This is a genomic window from Streptomyces sp. CB02980 (genome assembly GCF_014451325.2).
Classification (GTDB): Bacteria; Actinomycetota; Actinomycetes; order Streptomycetales; family Streptomycetaceae; genus Streptomyces.
In genome coordinates, this window is record NZ_JACSCH020000013.1 from 205,263 (window position 1) to 223,690 (window position 18,428).

An 18,428-nucleotide genomic window follows, 5' to 3' on the forward strand; every position below is an offset into this window, starting at 1 on the left:
GAGCTAGGAACAGCTCGCCACCGACTTCGCCGAGGCGATCCGCACGGTGGGCACCTTTCGCTCCACGGCCTTGACGCGCAACCGCATTCCTTTCGCGTCCATCCCGACGAGCGTGCCGCACAGCACGCTCCCGTCTGTCTGGACGATCTGCACCCCCGGCTCCCCGGGCCGCGGGCCGTACCAGGTCAGGCCGATCCCCGCGGTGACCACGGCGAGCGCCAGGAACCCCGCGGCGATCGCGCGCCGCAGGTCCCGTACGGCCCGGCGCACGGTCAGCCGCTCCCTGGTGAGCAGTTCCTCCAGCGAGGCATCGGCCACCCGACGCCTCGGCAGCCCGAACGCGGCCCGCATGGCGAAGAAGGCACCGGCCGCGGAGAGCAGCAGTCCCCCCAGCAGGAGCACTCCCACCGTGCCGTGTGCCCAGCCCGACAATCCCTGCAGGGTGTCGGGTCCCTTGACGACGCCGACCGCGGTCAGCAGGCCGAGCAGGGCCGCCAGGCCGTTGCGCCAGTTCTCGGCCTGGGCGCGGACGCGGGTGAGCTCGCTCTCCAGCAGCCTGCGGGACTCCTCGGCCCGCGCCCGGCTGGCCGGTGTGCTGGGCGTACCGGCTGTGACGCGGACGGCCATCAGACGCCCCACTCGACGCGCAGGACCCAGGAGGCCCCGCATCCCGTGTGCTCACCGGCCTCGGGGTGGGTCGCGGAGCAGGCGCAGATGACCTCGACCTCCCGGGAGCCCGCCTCGGCGGCCCGGCGGCGGAGGAGGCGGGCCAGCAGACTGGACCGGTCGAGCGCGTTGGCGTACGAGACGAGCGGCTCGGAGTGCACCGTCTCGTGCCGGCAGCGCGGGCACGGCCCGCTGACCACGACGACCTCGGGCGCCGTCTCGTCCGGATGGAGGCTGACCCGTGCGGTGCCGGCCGCGACCGTGTTCCAGTCCGGGTCCGACTCCACGCGGTACAGCACGTCCTGTTGGTCCGCCACTCGCCCCCCAGCGTTCGTCCGAATTCATCAACCTAACGCTCCGCAGGGGGTGTTGGTGCCGACTTGTGCGCCATGCCCCGATCGCGCCGGCCCGGTGTCCGGTCCGTGGGGTCGCCACGGACCGGACACCCTTCACTCAGCCGACCTGACCCCGGGGTGCGGGGGCGTAACCCGCCGGGCGGGTCGTGAACGTGCCCCGGCCCTGGGTGCGGCCGCGCAGGCGGGACGCGTAGCCGAAGAGTTCGGCCAGCGGCACCGTCGCCTCCACGACCGCCGTACCGGAGCGGGTCGTCTGGTCCGTGACACGCCCGCGGCGGGCCGCGAGGTCGCCGAGGACCGAGCCGACGGACTCGGCGGGGACGGTGACCGTCACGTCGGTCACCGGCTCCAGGAGGGTCATCACGCTCGCGCGGAGCGCCTCGCGCAGCGCGAACCTGCCCGCCGTGCGGAACGCCATCTCCGAGGAGTCCTTCGGATGCGTCGCGCCGTCCGTGAGCGTGACCCGGACACCCGTCACCGGGTGGCCGCCGAGGGGACCCTCGACGAGCGCGTCCCGGCAGCCGGCCTCGACCGCGCGGACGTACTCCTGCGGGACCCGGCCGCCCGTGACGGCCGACGTGAACGCGAACTCCGCCTCCTCGGTGTCCGCGAGCGGTTCCACGTCGATGACGACATGGGCGAACTGGCCCGCGCCGCCGTCCTGTTTGACATGACGGTGGAGCAGCCCGGTGACGCCCTTCGCCACCGTCTCCCGGTACGCGACCTGCGGACGGCCGACCGTGACCTCCAGGCCCCGGTCGCGCCGCAGCTTCTCCACCGCGACCTCCAGGTGCAGTTCGCCCAGACCCGACAGGACGGTCTGGCCCGTCTCCGGGTCGGACCGCACGACGAGCGACGGGTCCTCCTCGGTGAGCCGGGCGAGGGCCGTCGCCAGGCGGCCGGTGTCCGTGCTCCGACGGGCCTCGACCGCGACCGAGACCACCGGGTCGGCGGTCGTCGGCGGTTCGAGGACGATCGGGGCGTCCTGGGCGCACAGGGTCGCCCCGGCGCGGGCGCCCTTCGGGCCCACGACGGCGACGATGTCCCCGGCGCGCGCCACGTCGACCTCGGTCGCCCGGTCGGCCTGGACCCGCAGGATGCGGGCGATCCGCTCGGTGCGGCCGCTGACGGAGTCGAGCACGGTGTCCCCCTTCCCGATCGTGCCCGCGTAGACGCGGACGTAGGTCATCCGGCCGGTGGCCGTCGCGCTCACCTTGAACGCGAGCGCGGTGAACGGCGCCTCCGGGTCCGCCGGCACCTCCCCGCGGACCGGAGGCATGTCCGACGGCGCCGGGAGGTACGCGACGACGGCGTCGAGCAGCGGCTCGACACCCCGGTTGCGGTAGGCCGAACCGCAGAGCACGACCACGGCCTCGCCGGTGAGGGTGAGGTCGCGGAGCGCGCGCGTCAGCGTCCAGTCGGAGAGATCCGTCTGTGCGCAGAACTCCTCCAGGGCGCCCGGATGCAGCTCCGCCACGGTCTCCTCAAGGCGTCGCCTGCGGTGCCGGGCCTCGTCCCGGAGCTCGTCGGGGACCGGCTGGTCGGTGTACGTGTCGGCGCCGTCGGCCCACACGTACGCCCGCATCCGGACCAGGTCCACGACGCCGGTGAAGCCGTCCTCGCGCCCGATGGGCAGCTGGACGGGCAGCGGGACGGTGCCGAGACGGGTACGGATCGACTCCACGGCGGTGTCGAGCTCCGCGCCCGCGCGGTCCAGCTTGTTGACGAACGCGATGCGCGGGACGCCGTGCCGGTCGGCCTGCCGCCACACCGTCTCGCTCTGCGGCTCGACGCCCGCGACGGCGTCGAAGACGGCGACGGCGCCGTCGAGGACGCGCAGCGAGCGCTCGACCTCGTCGGAGAAGTCGACGTGCCCCGGGGTGTCGATGAGGTTGATCCGGTGTCCGGCCCAGTCGCAGCTGACGGCCGCGGCGAAGATCGTGATGCCGCGGTCGCGCTCCTGCGGGTCGAAGTCGGTGACGGTGGTGCCGTCGTGGACCTCGCCGCGCTTGTGAGTGGCGCCGGTGAGGTACAGGAACCGCTCGGTGACGGTCGTCTTGCCGGCGTCGACGTGGGCGAGGATGCCGAGGTTGCGGACGCGGTCGACGAGGTGGGTACGCACGGTGTCGTGCCTTTCGCTGCTGCTGGATGAAGACAGGGCAGCGCGATTCCCGTACGCGGGCCGTCAGGCGGACGGCGGGAGCGTCACGGGTCGGCGATGGCGGGCGCGCAGCCGCCACCGGCCGGAGGGAGAGGCGAGGATCACGTCGTACCGGGCACGGGCGGACGACACGGCGGCGGCGTTACGGCAACGCACGGTCGTCTCCCCTCGGTCGGACGTCTGACGGCACATCGGTCGATGCGCCGCGAGACGTGAGTGTAGGGAGGGGGAGAGGAGGTGCGACAGCGGTTTTCCGGGACCCGGAGGCTGTGGCCGGTGTGTGTCGCGCCTTGCGCTTGCAGCCAACTACCGGCCAGGGAAGGCGAATTGGCCGTTTCTCGTCTGCCTCGCGCCTCGCCCCGGGCGCTTAATGGTGCTCCCGCACGGTGCGGGTGGGAGTGACGAGAGTACGGGGGACGTATGGCTGTCACAGGAAGCACAGGTGCGCCGCCGCCCGCGCCGCCGTCGGAGCCGCCGGGCCCGCCGTCCGGTCCGCCGCCGGGTCCGCCCTCCGGTCCGCCGCCGGGTCCGCCCTCCGGTCCGCCGGAGCCGCCGTCCGGTCCGCCGGGTCCGCCGCCGGAGCCGCCGTCCGGTCCTCCGGAGCCGCCGGACTCACCACAGCTGGATCTCCGCAACGGACGCGTCCTGCGCCTCCGGGTCAGCCGCCGGATGCTGTGGGTGGGTACGGCGGCCTTCCCGCTGCACAACATCACCCGCGTCGAGGCGTACAAGCAACAGCCCGACCGGGCCGCGGCCGTCCTGCGCTTCCTCAAATGGTTCGCCGTGGCCGTGGTGGTCTACGCCGTGATCAACCAGGGGAGCGGCGGCAATGCCGATGTCGGGGACGCCAGCCCGCTCGTCATCGTCCTCCTGATCGCGCTGGCCGGCTTCCTCCTCAGGGAGCTGTTCCAGAAGCCGAAGCCGGTGCTGGACATCGAGATGTCCAGCGGCTCCACGGTGGCCGTGACCCTGCCGAGCGTGGACGAGCTGCGCGACATCGCCGGCTTGATCGCCCGCGCGATCGACAACCCGGCAGCCGAGTTCAACAGGGTCGTGCAGCAGATCAACAGCAACACGAACAACTACGGTCCGGTCGTCACCATGACCGGCGGCCGGAACAACAGGGGGATCAACCTGTGAGCGGCGACACGACGAACAACTACGGCCCCGTGGTCAACATGAACGACGGCCAGGGCAACGTCGGCATCAACTACGGCACGGTCGGCGGCGGTCCGGACGACCGACTCCGCGCCGCCGTCGACGAGCTCACCCGCCTCCTCCAGGGCCTGCGGCCCCACCTCACCCCGGAGCAGGCCCGGACCGTCGACGAGGCGCTGCCCGAGCTCACCCCCGACCGCGCCGCCCTGCGGCAGCGCGGCCTCGTCCTGGCATCCCTCGCGCAGATCGCCGCCGCCGTCGGCGCGTTGGGCCAGCCCGTCGTGGACGCGGTGGGACAGCTGATCGCCCTGCTGGGCTAGGCCGGGCCGGCCGGACGGGCCCCAGGCCTACTCGGCCGGGTCCGTCGGCTGGAGGAGGTCCCAGCGGTTGCCGTACAGGTCCTCGAAGACGGCGACCGAGCCGTAGGGCTCGTGCCGCGGCTCCTCCAGGAACTTGACGCCCGCCTCCGTCATCCGCGCGTGGTCGCGGGCGAAGTCCTCGGTGTGGAGGAAGAAGCCGACCCGGCCCCCCGTCTGGTTGCCGACGGAGGCCTGCTCGGAGTCGTTCTTGGCGCGGGCCAGGAGCAGGCCCGCGTTCCCGAGGCCGCCGACCCCGGCCGCACCGGGCGGGCGGACGACGACCCAGCGGCTTCCGTCGCCCCGGTCGGTGTCCTCGACGAGGTCGAAGCCGAGGGCGTCGGTGTAGAAGGCGATGGCCTCGTCGTAGTCACGGACGACCAGGGTCACAAGTGCGATGGACGGCATTACCCCAACGTAATGCGTGGAAGCGGCAGGAATCTACCCGCGTCAACCCGTGTCGACCCGGGTCGGACCCTCGCTGATGGGAGGGTTCGAACGAGGGTCCGGAGAGGGCCGGGCGAGGGTCGGGGCAGGGGCGGGAGACGCGAGTCCAGGGCTGTGGGCGCACAGCGGGCCGCGTCCGCGGCCGGTGCGAGAATGCCCCGCATGGACGCGCAGCAGTTCGACCGCCTCGCCGCCCGGGCGCGGGCCCTCGCCGAGCGCCCCGGGGACGGCCGGCCGCCCCGCCGCATCCTCGGGCTCGCCGGCCCGCCCGGCGCCGGGAAGTCCACGCTCGCCGCCCGGCTCGTCGCCCGCCTCGACGGGCTCGCCGTCCTCGTCCCCATGGACGGCTTCCACCTCGCCCAGGCCGAACTGGAACGCCTCGGCCGGGCCGCCAGGAAGGGCGCGCCCGACACCTTCGACCCCGCCGGGTACCTCGCGCTCCTCGCCCGGCTGCGCGCCCCCGCCCCCGGCACCACGGTCTACGCCCCCGCGTTCGACCGCGCCCTGGAGGAGCCGATCGCCGGGGCGATACCCGTCGGCCCCGAGATCCCGCTGGTCGTCACCGAGGGCAACTACCTGCTGTACGACGAGGGCGCCTGGGCCGGTGCCCTGCCGCTCCTCGACGAGGCCTGGTACCTCGACCTGGACGCCCGGCGCCGCGTCCCCCGGCTCGTCGAGCGCCACGTCCGCTTCGGCAAGGACCGCGCCCGCGCCGAACGCCAGGTCCAGGACTCGGACGAGGCGAACGCCCGCCTGGTCGCCCGCGGCCGCGACCGCGCCCACCTCGTGGTGCCGATGACCTGACGCCGGCCCAGGGGCTGCCCTGCCGGTCAGCCCGCCGCGTGCCGCGCCGCCGCCACCGCGAGCGCCCGGATCAGCGGGTGCGGGCGGGTGCCGTCGCCGGCCAGTTCCGGTTGGAAGAGGGTCGCCAGGAAGAAGGGGTGCGAGGGGAGTTCGGCGATGCGGATGCCGCCCTCCTCGTCCGCGCCCGTGAACCGCATGCCGTGCGCCCGCAGGGTGTCCAGGTGGCGGCTGTCGGGGCCGTAGTTGCAGTGGTAGCGCTCGGTGGTCCGCTCCGCGCCGAGGGCCTGCTCGGCGAGCGAGCCCGGAGTGACCCGTACGACTCCCTCGTGGCCCACCAGCGAGCAGGCGAGGGGCGCGATCAGCAGGTCGCCGGCGTCGGCCGACGGGTCGTTCTCCGCGTGCGCCGCACCGGTCAGACCGCAGACGTCCCGCGCGTACTCCAGGAGCGCGTGCTGGAAGCCGCCGCAGGTGCCGAGGAACGGGATGCCGTCCTCGCGGGCCGTGCGGATCGCGGCCAGCGCCCCCGCCTCGCTCGCGTACGGGCTCCCCGGGAGCACCCACACCGCGTCGAAGCCCTTCACCGCGCCGGGTGTCTCCGCGTCCCCGGTCGGGATCCAGTAGGCGTCGAGGGCGAGGCCGTCACGTTCCGCGAGGGCGTCGAGGAGGACGGGGATCCGGACGTGGGAGCGGACGTGCGGGGAGCGGTCGCCGACCAGGGCGATCCGAGGGGTGTGAGGGAGGGGGTGCGTGCTGTTCATGGGGACCATCCTTGACGCCGCCGCCCGTTCACGTCCAACGATGATCACTGCACTGTCCATCAAGAACGCTTATACCGGCCTGGATAGGGTGGCCGTATGACCACCGATCAGGAACTGCCCGACTGGGAGCGCCGCGTCGCCGCCCTCTGGGAGCGGCTCGACACGTACGAGCCCGCCGACTTCCGCGCCCGTGTCGCCGCCCTCGCCGCCGAGCGCCCCGAGGACGACGCGGCCGCCCTCTTCGAACAGGGCGCCGCCCACGACTCCACCGGAGAGCCGGAGCAGGCCGTGCGCCTCTACCGGCGGGCCCTCGACCAGGGCCTCACCGGACTGCGCCGCCGACGGGCCGTCATCCAGCTCGCCAGCAGCCTGCGCAACCTCGGCCGCCCCGACCGCAGCGTCGAACTCCTCACCGCCGAGCGCGCGATCCCCGCCGCCGAGCTCGACGCCGACGAGGCCGCGCTCTCCGGCGCCGTCGACGCCTTCCTCGCCCTCGCCCTCGCCGACACCGGCCGCGACCGCGAGGCCGCCGCCCTCGCCCTCGGCGCCCTCGCGCCCCTGCTGCCCCGCTACAACCGTTCCCTCGCCCACTACGCGCAGGCCCTCCTCACCGCCCCCGACGGGTCCTGACGGGCCCGGCGCGCACTCCATGGACCCGCACCTCCTGCGTACGTACGTCACCGTCGCCCGGCTCGCCTCCTTCTCCGAGGCCGCCCGCGAGCTGGGCTACACCCAGTCCGCCGTCTCCCAGCACATCGCCGCCCTGGAGGCCGACCTCGCGCTGCCGCTGCTCACCCGCCGGCCGGTCGCCCCGACCCCGGCCGGGGAGCGGCTCCTGGAACACGCCGGGGCGCTGCTGCTCCGGCTCGACGCGGCCCGCGCCGACCTCGACCGGTTCGCGGCCGCGCCCCGCGCCACCCTGAGCGTCGCCGCCTCCCCGCTCGCCCTGCACGCCCGTACCCTCGCCGCGCTGCCCGCCACCGGCGTCACCCTGCGGGCCCTGCCCCGGGAGGCGGTGCCCGCCGCCGTCGCCACCGGCGAGGCCGACGCCGGGCTCGTCGACGGCATCGCCGCCCCCAGCGACCCGCTGCGCCTGCCCGACGTCGCCCCGCTCGCCGCGACCGGCGTCGCCGAGGAGCCGCTCGCCGTCGTCCTGCCCGCGACCCATCCGCTCGCCGGGCGCTCCGGGCTCCGCCTCGACGACCTCGTCGACGCCCGCTGGCTCGACGCGCCCGCCGCCGGCCTCCCCCTCGACCGGCTGCGGGGCGCCCACGGCGGACCGGCCGGGCGGGGCTTCCGTACCGCCCTGCGCTACGAGGGCACCGACACCCGCACCCTCGCCGCGCTGGCCGCCGCCGGTCACGGCCTCGCCCTGCTGCCCGCGCCGGTCGCGGCGGACGTCTCCGGCGCCATCGCCGTCCCCCTGATCGCGCCCCGGCTCGTCCACCGCATCGAACTCCTCCTGCCGGCCGCCTCGCGGGCCGAACCCACCGGCCCGGTGGCCGAGTTCACCCGACGGCTCAAGAGCTGACACCGGCAGTCGCTACCCTGTGCGCAACGGCGACGGAAGGCGGGCGGGCGTGGGGTGGCTGCGACGAGGACCCAGGCGGGACGGCGACGACGCACCGAGGGACCCCGAGTTCGCGTACTTCTCGCAGCGTGAGGCCGCGCTCTTCCGCGGCCGCGTCCGGGAGACCTTCGCCGAACTCGGCCTGGAGGTCAGTGTCTACGCCGACCACGTCGTCGACGACAAGGGCCGCCGCTTCGGCCTCGGCAACCTCGCCGCCGTCTGTCACCAGGACCGGCGCGGCCCCCGCGTCTGGCCCGGCATGATCAACCGGCACATCGGCCTGGTCGTCCGCGCCATGGACGGCCCGTCCGCGCTCGACACCCTGCCGCCCGAGCAGATCCGCTCCCAGCTCTACCCCCGGGTCGTCAGCGGTGACGGCATCGACGCGGCCGCCTTCGGGTACGCGCGGACCGTCGCCCCCGGCCTGTACGAGATCCTCGCCCTCGACCTGCCCGAGAGCGTCATGATGCTCACCGACGAGGCGCTCGAACGGCTCGGCGACCACGCCCAGCTGCGCGACCGGGCCCTGCGCAATCTGCGCGGGCTGCCCGTCGAGGAGCACGAGACCGTCCGCGACGCCGACGGCATGTGCTTCGAGATCATCCTCGGCGACTCCTTCTACACCGCGAGCCGCGTCCTCGACCTGGAGGGCGTGGCCCGGCGGGTCACCGGGCTGCCGCTGGGCGAGCACGGCGCCCTGGTCGCGATGCCGTTCCGGCACCAGCTCGCCTTCCACCCCATCCGCGACACCTCGATCATCCCGGCCCTCGGCGCGATGGCCTCCTTCGCCGCCTCCGGGTACGAGGACACGCCGGGCGCCATCAGCCCGTACGTCTTCTGGTGGCGGGGCGGCACGCTCACCCAGCTCAGCGAGCACGACGAGGAGCGCGGGGACCTGCGGATCGTCGTCGGCGACGACTTCCAGGAGCTCCTGGAACGGCTCATCGCCCAGGGCCCGGACCTCCGCTGAGCGGTCGCGGCCCCGGTCGTCGCCCGGCAGGATGCTGTACGTCCAGGATGCAGCGGAGCCGAGAAGGAGACCCCATGTCGAGCACCCCCGCCCCCGAAGCGGCCGAGGAGCGCGGCGAGACCCCCGTCCCGTTCACCGCGGACGACTACCGGGCCCGGATGGCCCGCGCCGCCGAGTCCGCCGCCGACGCCGGACTCGCGGGCGTGATCGTCGCACCGGGCCCCGACCTCGTCTACCTCACCGGCTACCGGCCCACCGCGATCACCGAGCGGCTCACCGCCCTCGTCATCGCCCCCGGACAGGAACCGGTCCTGGTCGTCCCGACCCTGGAGGCCCCCGACGCCGAGAAGGCCGCCGGGGCCGCCGCGCTCACCCTGCGGGACTGGACCGACGGCGAGGACCCGTACGCCGTCACCGCGCCGCTCCTCGACGACGACGGCAGGTTCGGCGTCAGCGACAACACCTGGGCCATGCACCTCCTCGGCCTCCAGCAGGCCCTTCCGGGGACCTCGTACGTCTCCCTCACCGAGGCCCTGCCGATGCTCCGCGGCGTCAAGGACGCCCACGAGCTGGCCCGGATCGCGGCCGCCGGGGCCGCCGCCGACCGGGCGTACGGCGAGATCCTGAAGGTCCGGTTCGCCGGCCGCAGGGAGACCGACGTCGCCGCCGACCTCGCCGCGCTGCTGCTGCGCTTCGGGCACTCGCAGGTCGACTTCACCGTGGTCGGCTCGGGCCCCAACGGCGCCAACCCGCACCACGAGGCCGGCGACCGGGTCATCGAGCGCGGCGACATGGTGGTCCTCGACTTCGGCGGCCTCAAGCACGGGTACGGCTCCGACACCACCCGTACCGTCCACGTCGGGGAACCCACCGACGAGGAGCGGCGCGTCCACGACCTCGTCCGGGAGGCCCAGCAGGCCGGCTTCGAGGCGGTACGGCCCGGGGTCGCCTGCCAGGAGGTCGACCGGGCGGCCCGCAAGGTCATCACGGACGCCGGGTACGGCGAGTACTTCATCCACCGCACCGGCCACGGCATCGGCGTCACCACCCACGAACCGCCGTACATGATCGAGGGCGAGGAGCTCCCGATCGTGCCGGGCATGTGCTTCTCCATCGAGCCCGGCGTCTATCTGCCGGGCCGCTTCGGCGTCCGGATCGAGGACATCGTGACGGCGACGGAGGACGGCGCGGGGCGCCGCTTCAACAACACCCCGCACGAGATGGCCGTCGTGGACTGATCGTCAGCCGTCCGTCAGGACGACCGCCGATCCGCCGGGGAGCCGCAGGACCCCGTCCCCCGCCGGGGTCTCGACCGGCTCCCACGCCGCCAGGACCTGGTCGCGGCCGTTGGAGCCGAGCGGGATCACCGCCGGTTCCTTGCCCAGGTTGACCGCCACCCGCAGGATCCCGCGCCGGAAGACCAGCCAGCGGGCCTCCTCGTCGAAGGCCACCTTGACGCCCGCCAGGTCCGGGTCCGTCAGGTCGGGCAGGGTGCGGCGCAGCGCGATGAGCTGGCGGTACCAGGCGAGCAGCCGCTTGTGCGGGTCCCGCTCGCGCTCCGCCCGGTCCAGGACCGAACGGTCACGGGTGGCGGCCTCCTGCGGGTCGGGAACCTCGTTCTCGTCCCAGCCGTGCTCCGCGAACTCCCGCCGCCTGCCCCGCCGTACGGCCTCCGCGAGCTCCGGGTCGGTGTGGTCGGTGAAGTACTGCCAGGGCGTGGTCGCCCCCCACTCCTCGCCCATGAAGAGCATCGGCACCGAGGGGCCGGTGAGGACGAGGGTCGCCGCGCAGGCGAGCAGACCGGGGGAGAGGGAGGCCGAAAGGCGGTCGCCCAGGGCCCGGTTGCCGATCTGGTCGTGGGTCTGCGCGTACCCGAGGAAGCGGTGGGCGGGGGTGCGCTCCCGGTCCACCGGACGCCCGTGACGGCGGCCCCGGAACGCCGAGTGCGTGCCGTCGTGGAAGAAGACATGGGTGAGCGTCTTCGCGAGCGCGGCCATCGGGGCGCGCGCGAAGTCCGCGTAGTAGCCCTGGGATTCGCCGGTCAGAGCGGTGTGCAGGGAGTGGTGGAAGTCGTCGTTCCACTGGGCGTGGATCCCGATGCCGCCGAGCGCGCGCGGGGTGGTCGTGCGCGGGTCGGCGAGATCGGACTCGGCGATCAGGAAGTGCGGGCGGCCCTGCTCCTTCGCCAGCTCGTCGACGGCCGCCGACAGCTCCTCCAGGAAGGTCAGGGCCCGGGTGTCGGCGAGCGCGTGCACGGCGTCGAGCCGCAGCCCGTCGATCCGGTAGTCCCGCAGCCAGGCGAGCGCGCTGCCCCGGAAGTACGCCCGGACCTCGTCCGAGCCGGGTGCGTCCAGGTTCACCGCGGCGCCCCAGGGCGTGTGGTGGGTCTCCGTGAAGTACGGTCCGAAGAACGGGAGATGGTTGCCGTCGGGTCCCAGGTGGTTGTGCACCACGTCCAGGACCACGCCCATGCCGAGCCCGTGCGCCGCGTCCACGAACCGCTTCAGCGCCTCGGGGCCGCCGTACGGCTCGTGCACCGCCCACGGCGCCACCCCGTCGTATCCCCAGCCGCGGACCCCGGGGAACGGACACAGCGGCATCAGCTCCACATGGGTGACACCGAGGCCCGCGAGCTCCCCGAGGCGCGCGGCCGCCGCGTCCAGGGTCCCCTCCGGGGTGAAGGTGCCGAGGTGCAGCTCGTACAGGACGGAGCTGCGGAGCCGCAGCCTCGGGGACTCGTTCCGCCAGACGTACGCGGAGTGGTCGACGACCGCGCTCAGCCCGTCGGGTCCGTCGGGCTGCCGGCGGGCGCGCGGGTCGGGCAGCAGGTGCCCTCCGTCGAGTGAGAAGCCGTACCGGTCGCCGTCCTCGGCGGGTACGACCCCCGTCCACCAGCCGTCCCGCTCGGCGTCCCGCTCCAGGGGATGCGCGGAGCCGTTCAGCTCCAGCGTCACCCGGTCACGGGCGTTCGGCGCCCACACCTCGAAGAGCACGGAAATCCCCTCGTCGACGGACCAGCCACTCCACGACTGACTACCGCGACCATCCTGGCAGTCAGGACCCCGTCACGCCCGGTGTGTCCCACACGTAGTTGATCGCCCGCTCGAAGGTGACGTAGCCCGCACGGGCGAACGACGCCGCCATCGGCACGTTGCCCAGGTCCGTCGCCGCCCGGATCCGCGGGACGTCGGCGGCGGCCAGGACGCGCGTGCCCTCCGTCAGGATGTCGTCGATGTAGCCGTGGCCGCGGTGGGCGGGCAGGACGCCGATGTACGCGATCGTGTGGTGGTAGTTGTTCCGCGCGGGGACGACGAAGCCGACCGGCTCGCCGGTCTCCGGCAGTTGGGCCACCTGCCACCACTCCTGCGGCGAGGAGTAGTGCGCGAACTCCTCGTCGTAGTGCAGCTCCGCGGCCTCGCGGGCCGACAGACCGGAGGCGAGATCCGCCTGGCCGTGCGCGTCGAGCGTGCCCTCCATGACCGGCGTCATCAGCGCGACCAGGTCCTCGCGGTCCCGCACCGGGCGGAACTCCAGACGGCCCTTCGGCTCCGGTACGGGGGTGCCGGGCCGCCACTCCAGGCGCAGCCGCTCGACGAGCGGGCGGGCGCCCGTGGCCAGCAGGGCACCGAAGACGGACTCCAGGAGCGACCGGGTCTCCGGCACCTCACGCCAGTCCGCCGGCATGAAGCGGCCGAACTCCGGGCGCTGCGTGCCCGCCGGGATCACGGCGGCCGTGGCGGTCTCCAGGAGCCGCAGACCGATCTCTGCGCGCTCCTCCTCCGGCAGTTCCGTGGCGAGGTCGAAGAAGTCGAGCGCCTGCGGGGCGCCGCCGGCCGCACCCGCCCACCAGGAGAGCCGGCCGAGGAGCCGGTCGCCGTCGAGGGCGACCCACATCCACTCGGGGAGGCGGCGGCCGGTGGCGAGGTCGTCGGCGAGCTCGTGGTCGAGCGAGTAGGTGAGGCGGAGGAACAGGTCGAGTTCCTCGGGTCCGGCGAGCGGACGTATGACGAGGTCGCGCGCGCCGGTGGTGCCGGGCGTGCCGGTGGTGCCGGGCGTGCTGGTGGTGCTCGAAGAAGACGTGGTCACGTCGTGTTTCCCCCTGGGGATCCGTGCTGTGGAGACGCCAGACCGTAACAGCGACCATCGCCGAGGGGGTACGGGGTTTCCCGGCCGGAGGCCCTTCTGGACACTGCGGGCCCGACGGACCGACAATCACAGATGTGACGACCCCTTTCGAGCTTCCGGCGAACACCCCTCGGCTGACCGACGCCGAGCGGGACCGCGCGCTGGTGCTGCTCCGTGAGGGCGCCGCTCAGGGCCGCCTCTCGCACGACACGTTCGTCTACCGGATGGAGCGCGCGCTCCAGGCCCGGCGCCCCGACGAACTCGCCCTGCTCACCGCCGACCTGAGGACCGAGGGCACCTGGACCCGCCGGGTGGTGGGCGCGGTCGAGCGGATGTCCGCGTTCACGGCCAAGCTGGGACGCGCCTGGTCCGCGGAGCGCCTGCCGAAGCTGCTGCTGCCCTTGCCCGGCCCGCACCCCCTGCGCATCGGCCGCGACCCGGTCAACGGCCTCCGCCTCAGCCACGAGACGGCCTCCCGGCTGCACGCCGAACTGTCGATGCAGAGCGGGATGTGGATCCTCCGCGACCTCGGCTCGACGAACGGCACGACGGTCAACGGCCGCCGGGTCACGGGAGCGGTGGTCGTGAGGTCGGGCGACGTGGTCGGCTTCGGCCAGATGTCGTTCCGCCTGTCGCACGGCTGAGCCGCTGGTACACACCCCGTCCCGTCACCCGTTCGGCGGTATGCGGCGGGCGGCGCGGCGCGGGCGGTGATGGGCTGTGGGGACGCGCGCCACGATCTCCGGCCGCGGCACCCACCGCCGATCGACAGGGGGCGCGATGAGCCACGAGCAGAACCGCGAGCCGGGCCGAGGCATGGGGAACGACCGGCCGGAGGTGCCGCCCGGGGACCCCTGGACCCGGCTGCCGTCCATGGCGCCGGCGACGCCGCCGCCGGCCGGTGGTCGGCCGGGTGAGGGCGTGGGTGCCGTGGTGCCGGGCGGTCTCGCGCCGCTGGCGGCGCGGGTGCGGACCGCGCCCGGCGACGGGGGAGCGCCCGGGGCCCGGGTCGTCGCGCCGAGTCCCCTCGACCCCGGTGCCTCGCGTGACCCGCACGGGATCCACCGGACCCTGCGCGAGGAGTTTCCGCGCACCTACGACCCGCTGCTGCGGGCCTGGGTGCTCAGTCGGTACGCGGACGTGGCCACCGCCCTCACCGACAGCCGTTTCACCCACGGGCACCGGCCCGGCGACCCGCCGTGCGCGCGGGCCCACGTCGACGTCGACGTGGCGGCCCTCCGTTCGGTCACCGAGCGGACGGCGTACGTCCTGGCCCGCCGGATCGCCGAGCGGCCCCAGGCCGACCTGGTCGCCGACTTCTGCCACTGGCTCCCCGCCGGAACCGTCGCCGCCGCCGTGGGCGTGCCCTACCGCGACATGATGCGGCTCGTACGCGGCCGGGCCGCCGGGGCCCTCGCCGGGGAGTGCGGCGGGCAGATCGCCGTACGGGAGAAGGCCCTCGCCTCCTTCCTCGGCAACGTCCTCTCGGACCCGGACCAGGTCGCCGCCCTGCGCGACGCCCCCGCCGACCTCGTGGGCCGGGCCTGGGCGGAGTCGCTGCGCCGTGACCCGCCCGTGCAGATCGCCGTGCGACGTACCGCCGCCGAGGTCCCCGTCAGCGGCGGCGTCCTCCCCGCGGGCGCGTCCGTCGCCCTGCTCGTCGGCTCGGCCGGCCGCGACCCGGAGCGCTTCCGCGAGCCCGACCGCTTCGACCCGCTCCGTGACGACCCGGGCCAGCTCACCTACGGCAGCGGCTTCTGCCCGGCCGTGATCCTGGCCGGTCTGGAGGCCGAGTACGCCCTGCGGGCCCTGTTCACGGCCATGCCCCGGCTCCGCCTCGCCGACGGATTCCGGCCGGTGTGGACCGGCCTCATCACACGGGCGCCGCGGAGCCTGATCGTCCGTCCCGGTGGCTGATCCCGGGGTGGGGAGGTGCTCGTCCGCCCGCTGCTAGGGTGACGTGTGCTCGTCAAAGAGCGCCTGTTTCTGTACCACTTTCAACGGGGATTCAAACGTGAAGAAGCGTCATGTCCGCGCGATCGCCGTCTTCGGCATCGCGGTCGTCGCCCTGACCGGTGCCCGCGGCTCGCACGGCGGCGGCTGCGGCAGCAGCAGCTCCGGCAGTTCGAGCAGCAGCAACCACAACAGTGACAGCGACAGCACCTCCGGTGGCACCTCCGGCGGCTCCCTCCCCGGCGGCTCCAGCAGCGCCGACAAGGCGATCCGCGACGTGACCATCAAGGAGTGCAAGTACGACGCGGCGACCAAGAACCTCGTCGCCCGCATCACCGTGAAGAACGACGGCGCGCTCGACTACGACTACAACGTCACCATGACGTTCAAGGGCGACATCGGCGGCACCGCCTCCCCGGTGACCTCGACCATGACCGCCATCGCGGTCGCGGCGGGCGCCTCCGAGAGCGTCGACCTGACCGCCGACTACCCCGGCACGGGCGACGGCTCCGAGTACATCAAGTGCGAGGTCTCGCGCGCCTCCCGCTCCTGACGATCGTCGGCGCGGTGCGGGACGCCCTCCAGAGGGCGTCCCGCCTTTTCGTGTCCCTTGCGGAGTCGTGGCGGGGGGAGTCGGGGTCGCCTCACTCCGTCCGCGCCAGCAGTGCCACCGGCCGCTCCGCGAACAGCTCCGCCAGTTTCAGCTCCGTCGCCGGGCCGCCGATGAACTCCCGCACACCGTCCAGGACATCGGCCCAGCGGCCCTCCGGGAGGACCAGCTCCGTGTCCTGCCAGCCGCCCGCCTCCCAGAGGCGCAGCGGTAGCCGGGTGACGGCGGTGATCACCTCGTCGGAGCGGGTGAAGGCGAGGCAGTGGGCGGCCGTCGGGCCCTCGGCCGTCAGCGGGGCGTACCCGCCCCGGGCGCCGAAGGCCGCGGGGCGCTCGCGCCGCAGCCGCAGTGCCGCCCGCACCAGGGCCGTGTGATCGTCGTCCGCGCCGATCGTGAACGGGGCCCGGTTGTCCGGGTCGACCAGGGCCCGGTACTCCCGCTCGGTGTTCTGGTACAGCTCCGGCACCCCCGGCATCGTCAGCTGCGTGAGGAGCGCGCCCAGGGCGTGCGCCCGGATGTGCGGCTCCAGGGCGAAGGCCGCCTCCGAGGCCGCCCGGAGCGGGATGCGGCCGGGCCCGGCCGCCGCGAACTCCTGCACCGCCCGCTCGTACTCCGTGTCGGGCTCCGTCCAGCTGGTCCGAAGCCCCGCCTCCCGTACGGACTTGAGGATCGCCGGGCCGAGCCGGTCCGGGTCGGGGGCGCCGAAGCCGAAGGCGGTCTGCCAGGCCGTCCAGGCCACGTGCGGGTCCGGCGCCGGCACCCCCGCGACCTCGCCGAGGAGATCCGCCCACACCTGCGGGCACTGCGAGAGGACCGCGATCGCGGCCCGGACGTCGGCACTGCGCTTGGTGTCGTGCGTGGACAGGACGGTGCCGGTGCCCGGCCAGTCCTGTGAGATCCGCCGGCAGTACGCGTGGAACTCGTCCACCGGAACCGCCGGGCGTCCCGCGTCACCGCCCACCTCGTTCGCCGAGAGCAGCGGGGTGTACCGGTAGAAGGCCGTGTCCTCCACGGACTTGGCCCGCAGCGCCGACGAGGTCTGCGCGAACCGGGCGCGGAACGACCGGTGTTCGGGCCCGTCGCCGAGCGCCCCGAGCGCCAGGTCCCGTACGACGTCGACCGCCGCGGCCTCCTCCGGCACCGCGAAGGCCGCCTTCGCGCCGCGCGCCGCCTCCGCGGTCAGCACCTCCTCGCCGCCGGTCCGGTAGGGGCGATAGACCGGGACCCGGACGAGGAGTTCGCGGACGGCGGTGCGCAGCGCCCAGGGCGCGTGGTCCCGCAGGGCGGGGTCGGCGGCGCAGATCCGCTCCGCGATCCGGGTCAGGACGGCCGTCTCGGCGGCCAGGTCGTGGCCGACCACCTCGTACGCGGCGCGCCGCTCGGTCGCCTCCCAGCGGCCGCCCCTGTCCCCGGCTCGGCAGACGAACTCCCGGTACAGATCGGTCAGTTCATGGGCGCCGACCGGATCGGTGAACACCCCGTCGACGTGCCGCAGGGCGTCGTACCCGGTGGTGCCGGCCACCGGCCAGGCGGCGGGCAGGGTCTCCGGACCGGTGAGGATCTTCTCGACCACCGTCCAGCAGTGCCCGCCGGTGGCCGCGGCGAGCTGCTCCAAGTAGCCCTGGGGGTCGGCGAGTCCGTCCGGGTGGTCGATCCGCAGCCCCTCGACCACCCCGTCCCGGACCAGCTCCACGATCTTCGCGTGGGTGGCCCCGAACACCTCGGGGTCCTCCACCCGTACCCCGATCAGATCCGAGATCGTGAAGAAGCGCCGGTAGTTGAGCTCCGTGCGGGCGAGCCGCCACCAGGCGAGCCGGTACCACTGGGCGTCGAGCAGCTCGTCGAGCGGCAGCCCCTCCGTGCCGGGCCGCAGCGGGAAGTCCTGGCCGTCCAGGCGCAGCGATCCGTCCGCGACCCGCAGCCGGTCCCGTACCTCCGGAAGCCGCGCGGGCAGCACCGGGAGCAGCAGCCGGCCGTCCCCGGCGGACCGGTCGATGTCGAACCAGCGGGCGTACGGCGAGGCGGGACCGTCGCGGAGCACGGCGCGCAGCGCGTGGTTGTGCCGGGCGGAGGCCGCCATGTGGTTGGGCACCAGGTCGACGACGAGGCCGACCCCGTGCGCCCGCGCGGTCGCGGCGAGGGCCCGCAGCCCCTCCTCGCCGCCGAGTTCGGCGCGCACGGACCGGTGGTCGGTGACGTCGTACCCGTGGGTCGAGCCGGGGACCGCCTCCAGGACGGGGGAGAGATGGAGGTGCGAGACCCCGAGGCCCGCGAGGTGCGGCACGGCCCGCTCGGCCGCCGCGAACGGGAACTCCGGCTGGAGCTGGAGCCGGTAGGTGGCGGTGGGAAGGGCGGGCAGGGACGAGGCCGAACCGGACGGGAAGGCGGTCGGGCCGGACGGGAGGGAGGTCATGCGAACGTACGTACCCCGCGAGAGGGCTTCTGTGTCATCGCCCCATGCACCCGTTCGTGTGCATCGCGTTACGTTCGCCCG

The 18,428-nt window shown here is 74.2% G+C and carries 18 protein-coding genes; 10 read left to right on the plus strand and 8 right to left on the minus strand.

All coding sequences use genetic code 11. From position 1 onward, the window contains the following. Positions 1–3: 3 nt before the first annotated feature. From E0F75_RS26095 to fusA, 3 genes are all read right to left on the minus strand, one after another. A complete protein-coding gene (locus E0F75_RS26095; protein WP_229313178.1) occupies positions 4–627 on the minus strand; it encodes a hypothetical protein in 624 nt (207 codons plus the stop codon). Further along, positions 627–965 carry a hypothetical protein gene (locus tag E0F75_RS26100; protein WP_229313180.1) on the minus strand — a complete coding sequence of 113 codons (339 nt, stop codon included), beginning with the start codon at positions 963–965 and terminating at the stop codon, positions 627–629. Before E0F75_RS26100 ends, E0F75_RS26095 begins: the two co-directional genes overlap by 1 nt. Before the next feature lie 154 nt (positions 966–1,119). Then, positions 1,120–3,144: an elongation factor G gene (gene fusA, locus E0F75_RS26105; protein WP_229313182.1), complete on the minus strand. Its 2,025-nt coding sequence runs from the start codon at positions 3,142–3,144 to the stop codon at positions 1,120–1,122. Positions 3,145–3,828: 684 nt separating this feature from the next. Between fusA and E0F75_RS26110 the strand changes: the two genes are divergently transcribed. Continuing rightward, complete coding sequence (locus E0F75_RS26110) at positions 3,829–4,323, plus strand: DUF6232 family protein (protein ID WP_267499592.1); 495 nt, start codon at positions 3,829–3,831, stop codon at positions 4,321–4,323. After that, positions 4,320–4,661 carry a hypothetical protein gene (locus E0F75_RS26115; RefSeq protein ID WP_229313186.1) on the plus strand — a complete coding sequence of 114 codons (342 nt, stop codon included), beginning with the start codon at positions 4,320–4,322 and terminating at the stop codon, positions 4,659–4,661. Before E0F75_RS26110 ends, E0F75_RS26115 begins: the two co-directional genes overlap by 4 nt. A gap of 27 nt (positions 4,662–4,688) precedes the next feature. Here E0F75_RS26115 and E0F75_RS26120 read toward each other — a convergent pair whose 3' ends face one another. Continuing rightward, on the minus strand, positions 4,689–5,105 hold the full coding sequence (locus E0F75_RS26120) for a VOC family protein (protein WP_229313188.1): 417 nt from the start codon (positions 5,103–5,105) through the stop codon (positions 4,689–4,691). Between the two features lie 192 nt (positions 5,106–5,297). Here E0F75_RS26120 and E0F75_RS26125 point away from each other — a divergent pair, with 192 nt between their 5' ends. Beyond that, positions 5,298–5,948 carry a nucleoside/nucleotide kinase family protein gene (locus E0F75_RS26125; RefSeq protein WP_374115434.1) on the plus strand — a complete coding sequence of 217 codons (651 nt, stop codon included), beginning with the start codon at positions 5,298–5,300 and terminating at the stop codon, positions 5,946–5,948. 26 nt (positions 5,949–5,974) lie between these two features. Here the strand turns inward: E0F75_RS26125 and E0F75_RS26130 are convergent, their stop codons facing one another. Next, positions 5,975–6,706, minus strand: coding sequence for a hypothetical protein (locus E0F75_RS26130; RefSeq protein ID WP_229313192.1), 732 nt, complete (start codon positions 6,704–6,706; stop codon positions 5,975–5,977). A 96-nt stretch (positions 6,707–6,802) separates the two neighbouring features. Here E0F75_RS26130 and E0F75_RS26135 point away from each other — a divergent pair, with 96 nt between their 5' ends. From E0F75_RS26135 to E0F75_RS26150, 4 genes are all read left to right on the plus strand, one after another. Next, complete coding sequence (locus E0F75_RS26135; RefSeq protein ID WP_229313194.1) at positions 6,803–7,336, plus strand: tetratricopeptide repeat protein; 534 nt, start codon at positions 6,803–6,805, stop codon at positions 7,334–7,336. A gap of 19 nt (positions 7,337–7,355) precedes the next feature. Continuing rightward, positions 7,356–8,237, plus strand: coding sequence for a LysR family transcriptional regulator (locus E0F75_RS26140; protein WP_229313196.1), 882 nt, complete (start codon positions 7,356–7,358; stop codon positions 8,235–8,237). Positions 8,238–8,286: 49 nt separating this feature from the next. Continuing rightward, the gene (locus E0F75_RS26145; RefSeq protein ID WP_229313198.1) at positions 8,287–9,246 is read left to right on the plus strand and encodes a hypothetical protein; all 960 of its coding nucleotides are present in this window, start codon (positions 8,287–8,289) and stop codon (positions 9,244–9,246) included. Positions 9,247–9,320: 74 nt separating this feature from the next. Beyond that, a complete protein-coding gene (locus E0F75_RS26150) occupies positions 9,321–10,484 on the plus strand; it encodes an aminopeptidase P family protein (RefSeq protein WP_229313200.1) in 1,164 nt (387 codons plus the stop codon). 3 nt (positions 10,485–10,487) lie between these two features. Here E0F75_RS26150 and treZ read toward each other — a convergent pair whose 3' ends face one another. Together treZ and E0F75_RS26160 are read right to left on the minus strand one after the other, a co-directional pair. Continuing rightward, a complete protein-coding gene (gene treZ / locus E0F75_RS26155; protein ID WP_229313202.1) occupies positions 10,488–12,239 on the minus strand; it encodes a malto-oligosyltrehalose trehalohydrolase in 1,752 nt (583 codons plus the stop codon). 61 nt (positions 12,240–12,300) lie between these two features. Then, positions 12,301–13,251: a GNAT family N-acetyltransferase gene (locus tag E0F75_RS26160; protein ID WP_229313327.1), complete on the minus strand. Its 951-nt coding sequence runs from the start codon at positions 13,249–13,251 to the stop codon at positions 12,301–12,303. Positions 13,252–13,466: 215 nt separating this feature from the next. Between E0F75_RS26160 and E0F75_RS26165 the strand changes: the two genes are divergently transcribed. The 3 genes from E0F75_RS26165 (at position 13,467) to E0F75_RS26175 (ending at position 15,877) form a co-directional block, all read left to right on the plus strand. Next, positions 13,467–14,015, plus strand: a complete 549-nt coding sequence (locus E0F75_RS26165; protein WP_229313204.1) for a DUF1707 and FHA domain-containing protein — start codon at positions 13,467–13,469, stop codon at positions 14,013–14,015. Between the two features lie 136 nt (positions 14,016–14,151). Next, positions 14,152–15,288, plus strand: coding sequence for a cytochrome P450 (locus E0F75_RS26170; RefSeq protein WP_229313206.1), 1,137 nt, complete (start codon positions 14,152–14,154; stop codon positions 15,286–15,288). Positions 15,289–15,385: 97 nt separating this feature from the next. Next, entirely contained in the window at positions 15,386–15,877 is a 492-nt protein-coding gene (locus E0F75_RS26175; protein ID WP_229313207.1) for a hypothetical protein, read from the plus strand. Positions 15,878–15,968: 91 nt separating this feature from the next. Here E0F75_RS26175 and treY read toward each other — a convergent pair whose 3' ends face one another. Further along, a complete protein-coding gene (treY, locus tag E0F75_RS26180) occupies positions 15,969–18,347 on the minus strand; it encodes a malto-oligosyltrehalose synthase (protein WP_229313208.1) in 2,379 nt (792 codons plus the stop codon). Positions 18,348–18,428: the final 81 nt, after the last annotated feature.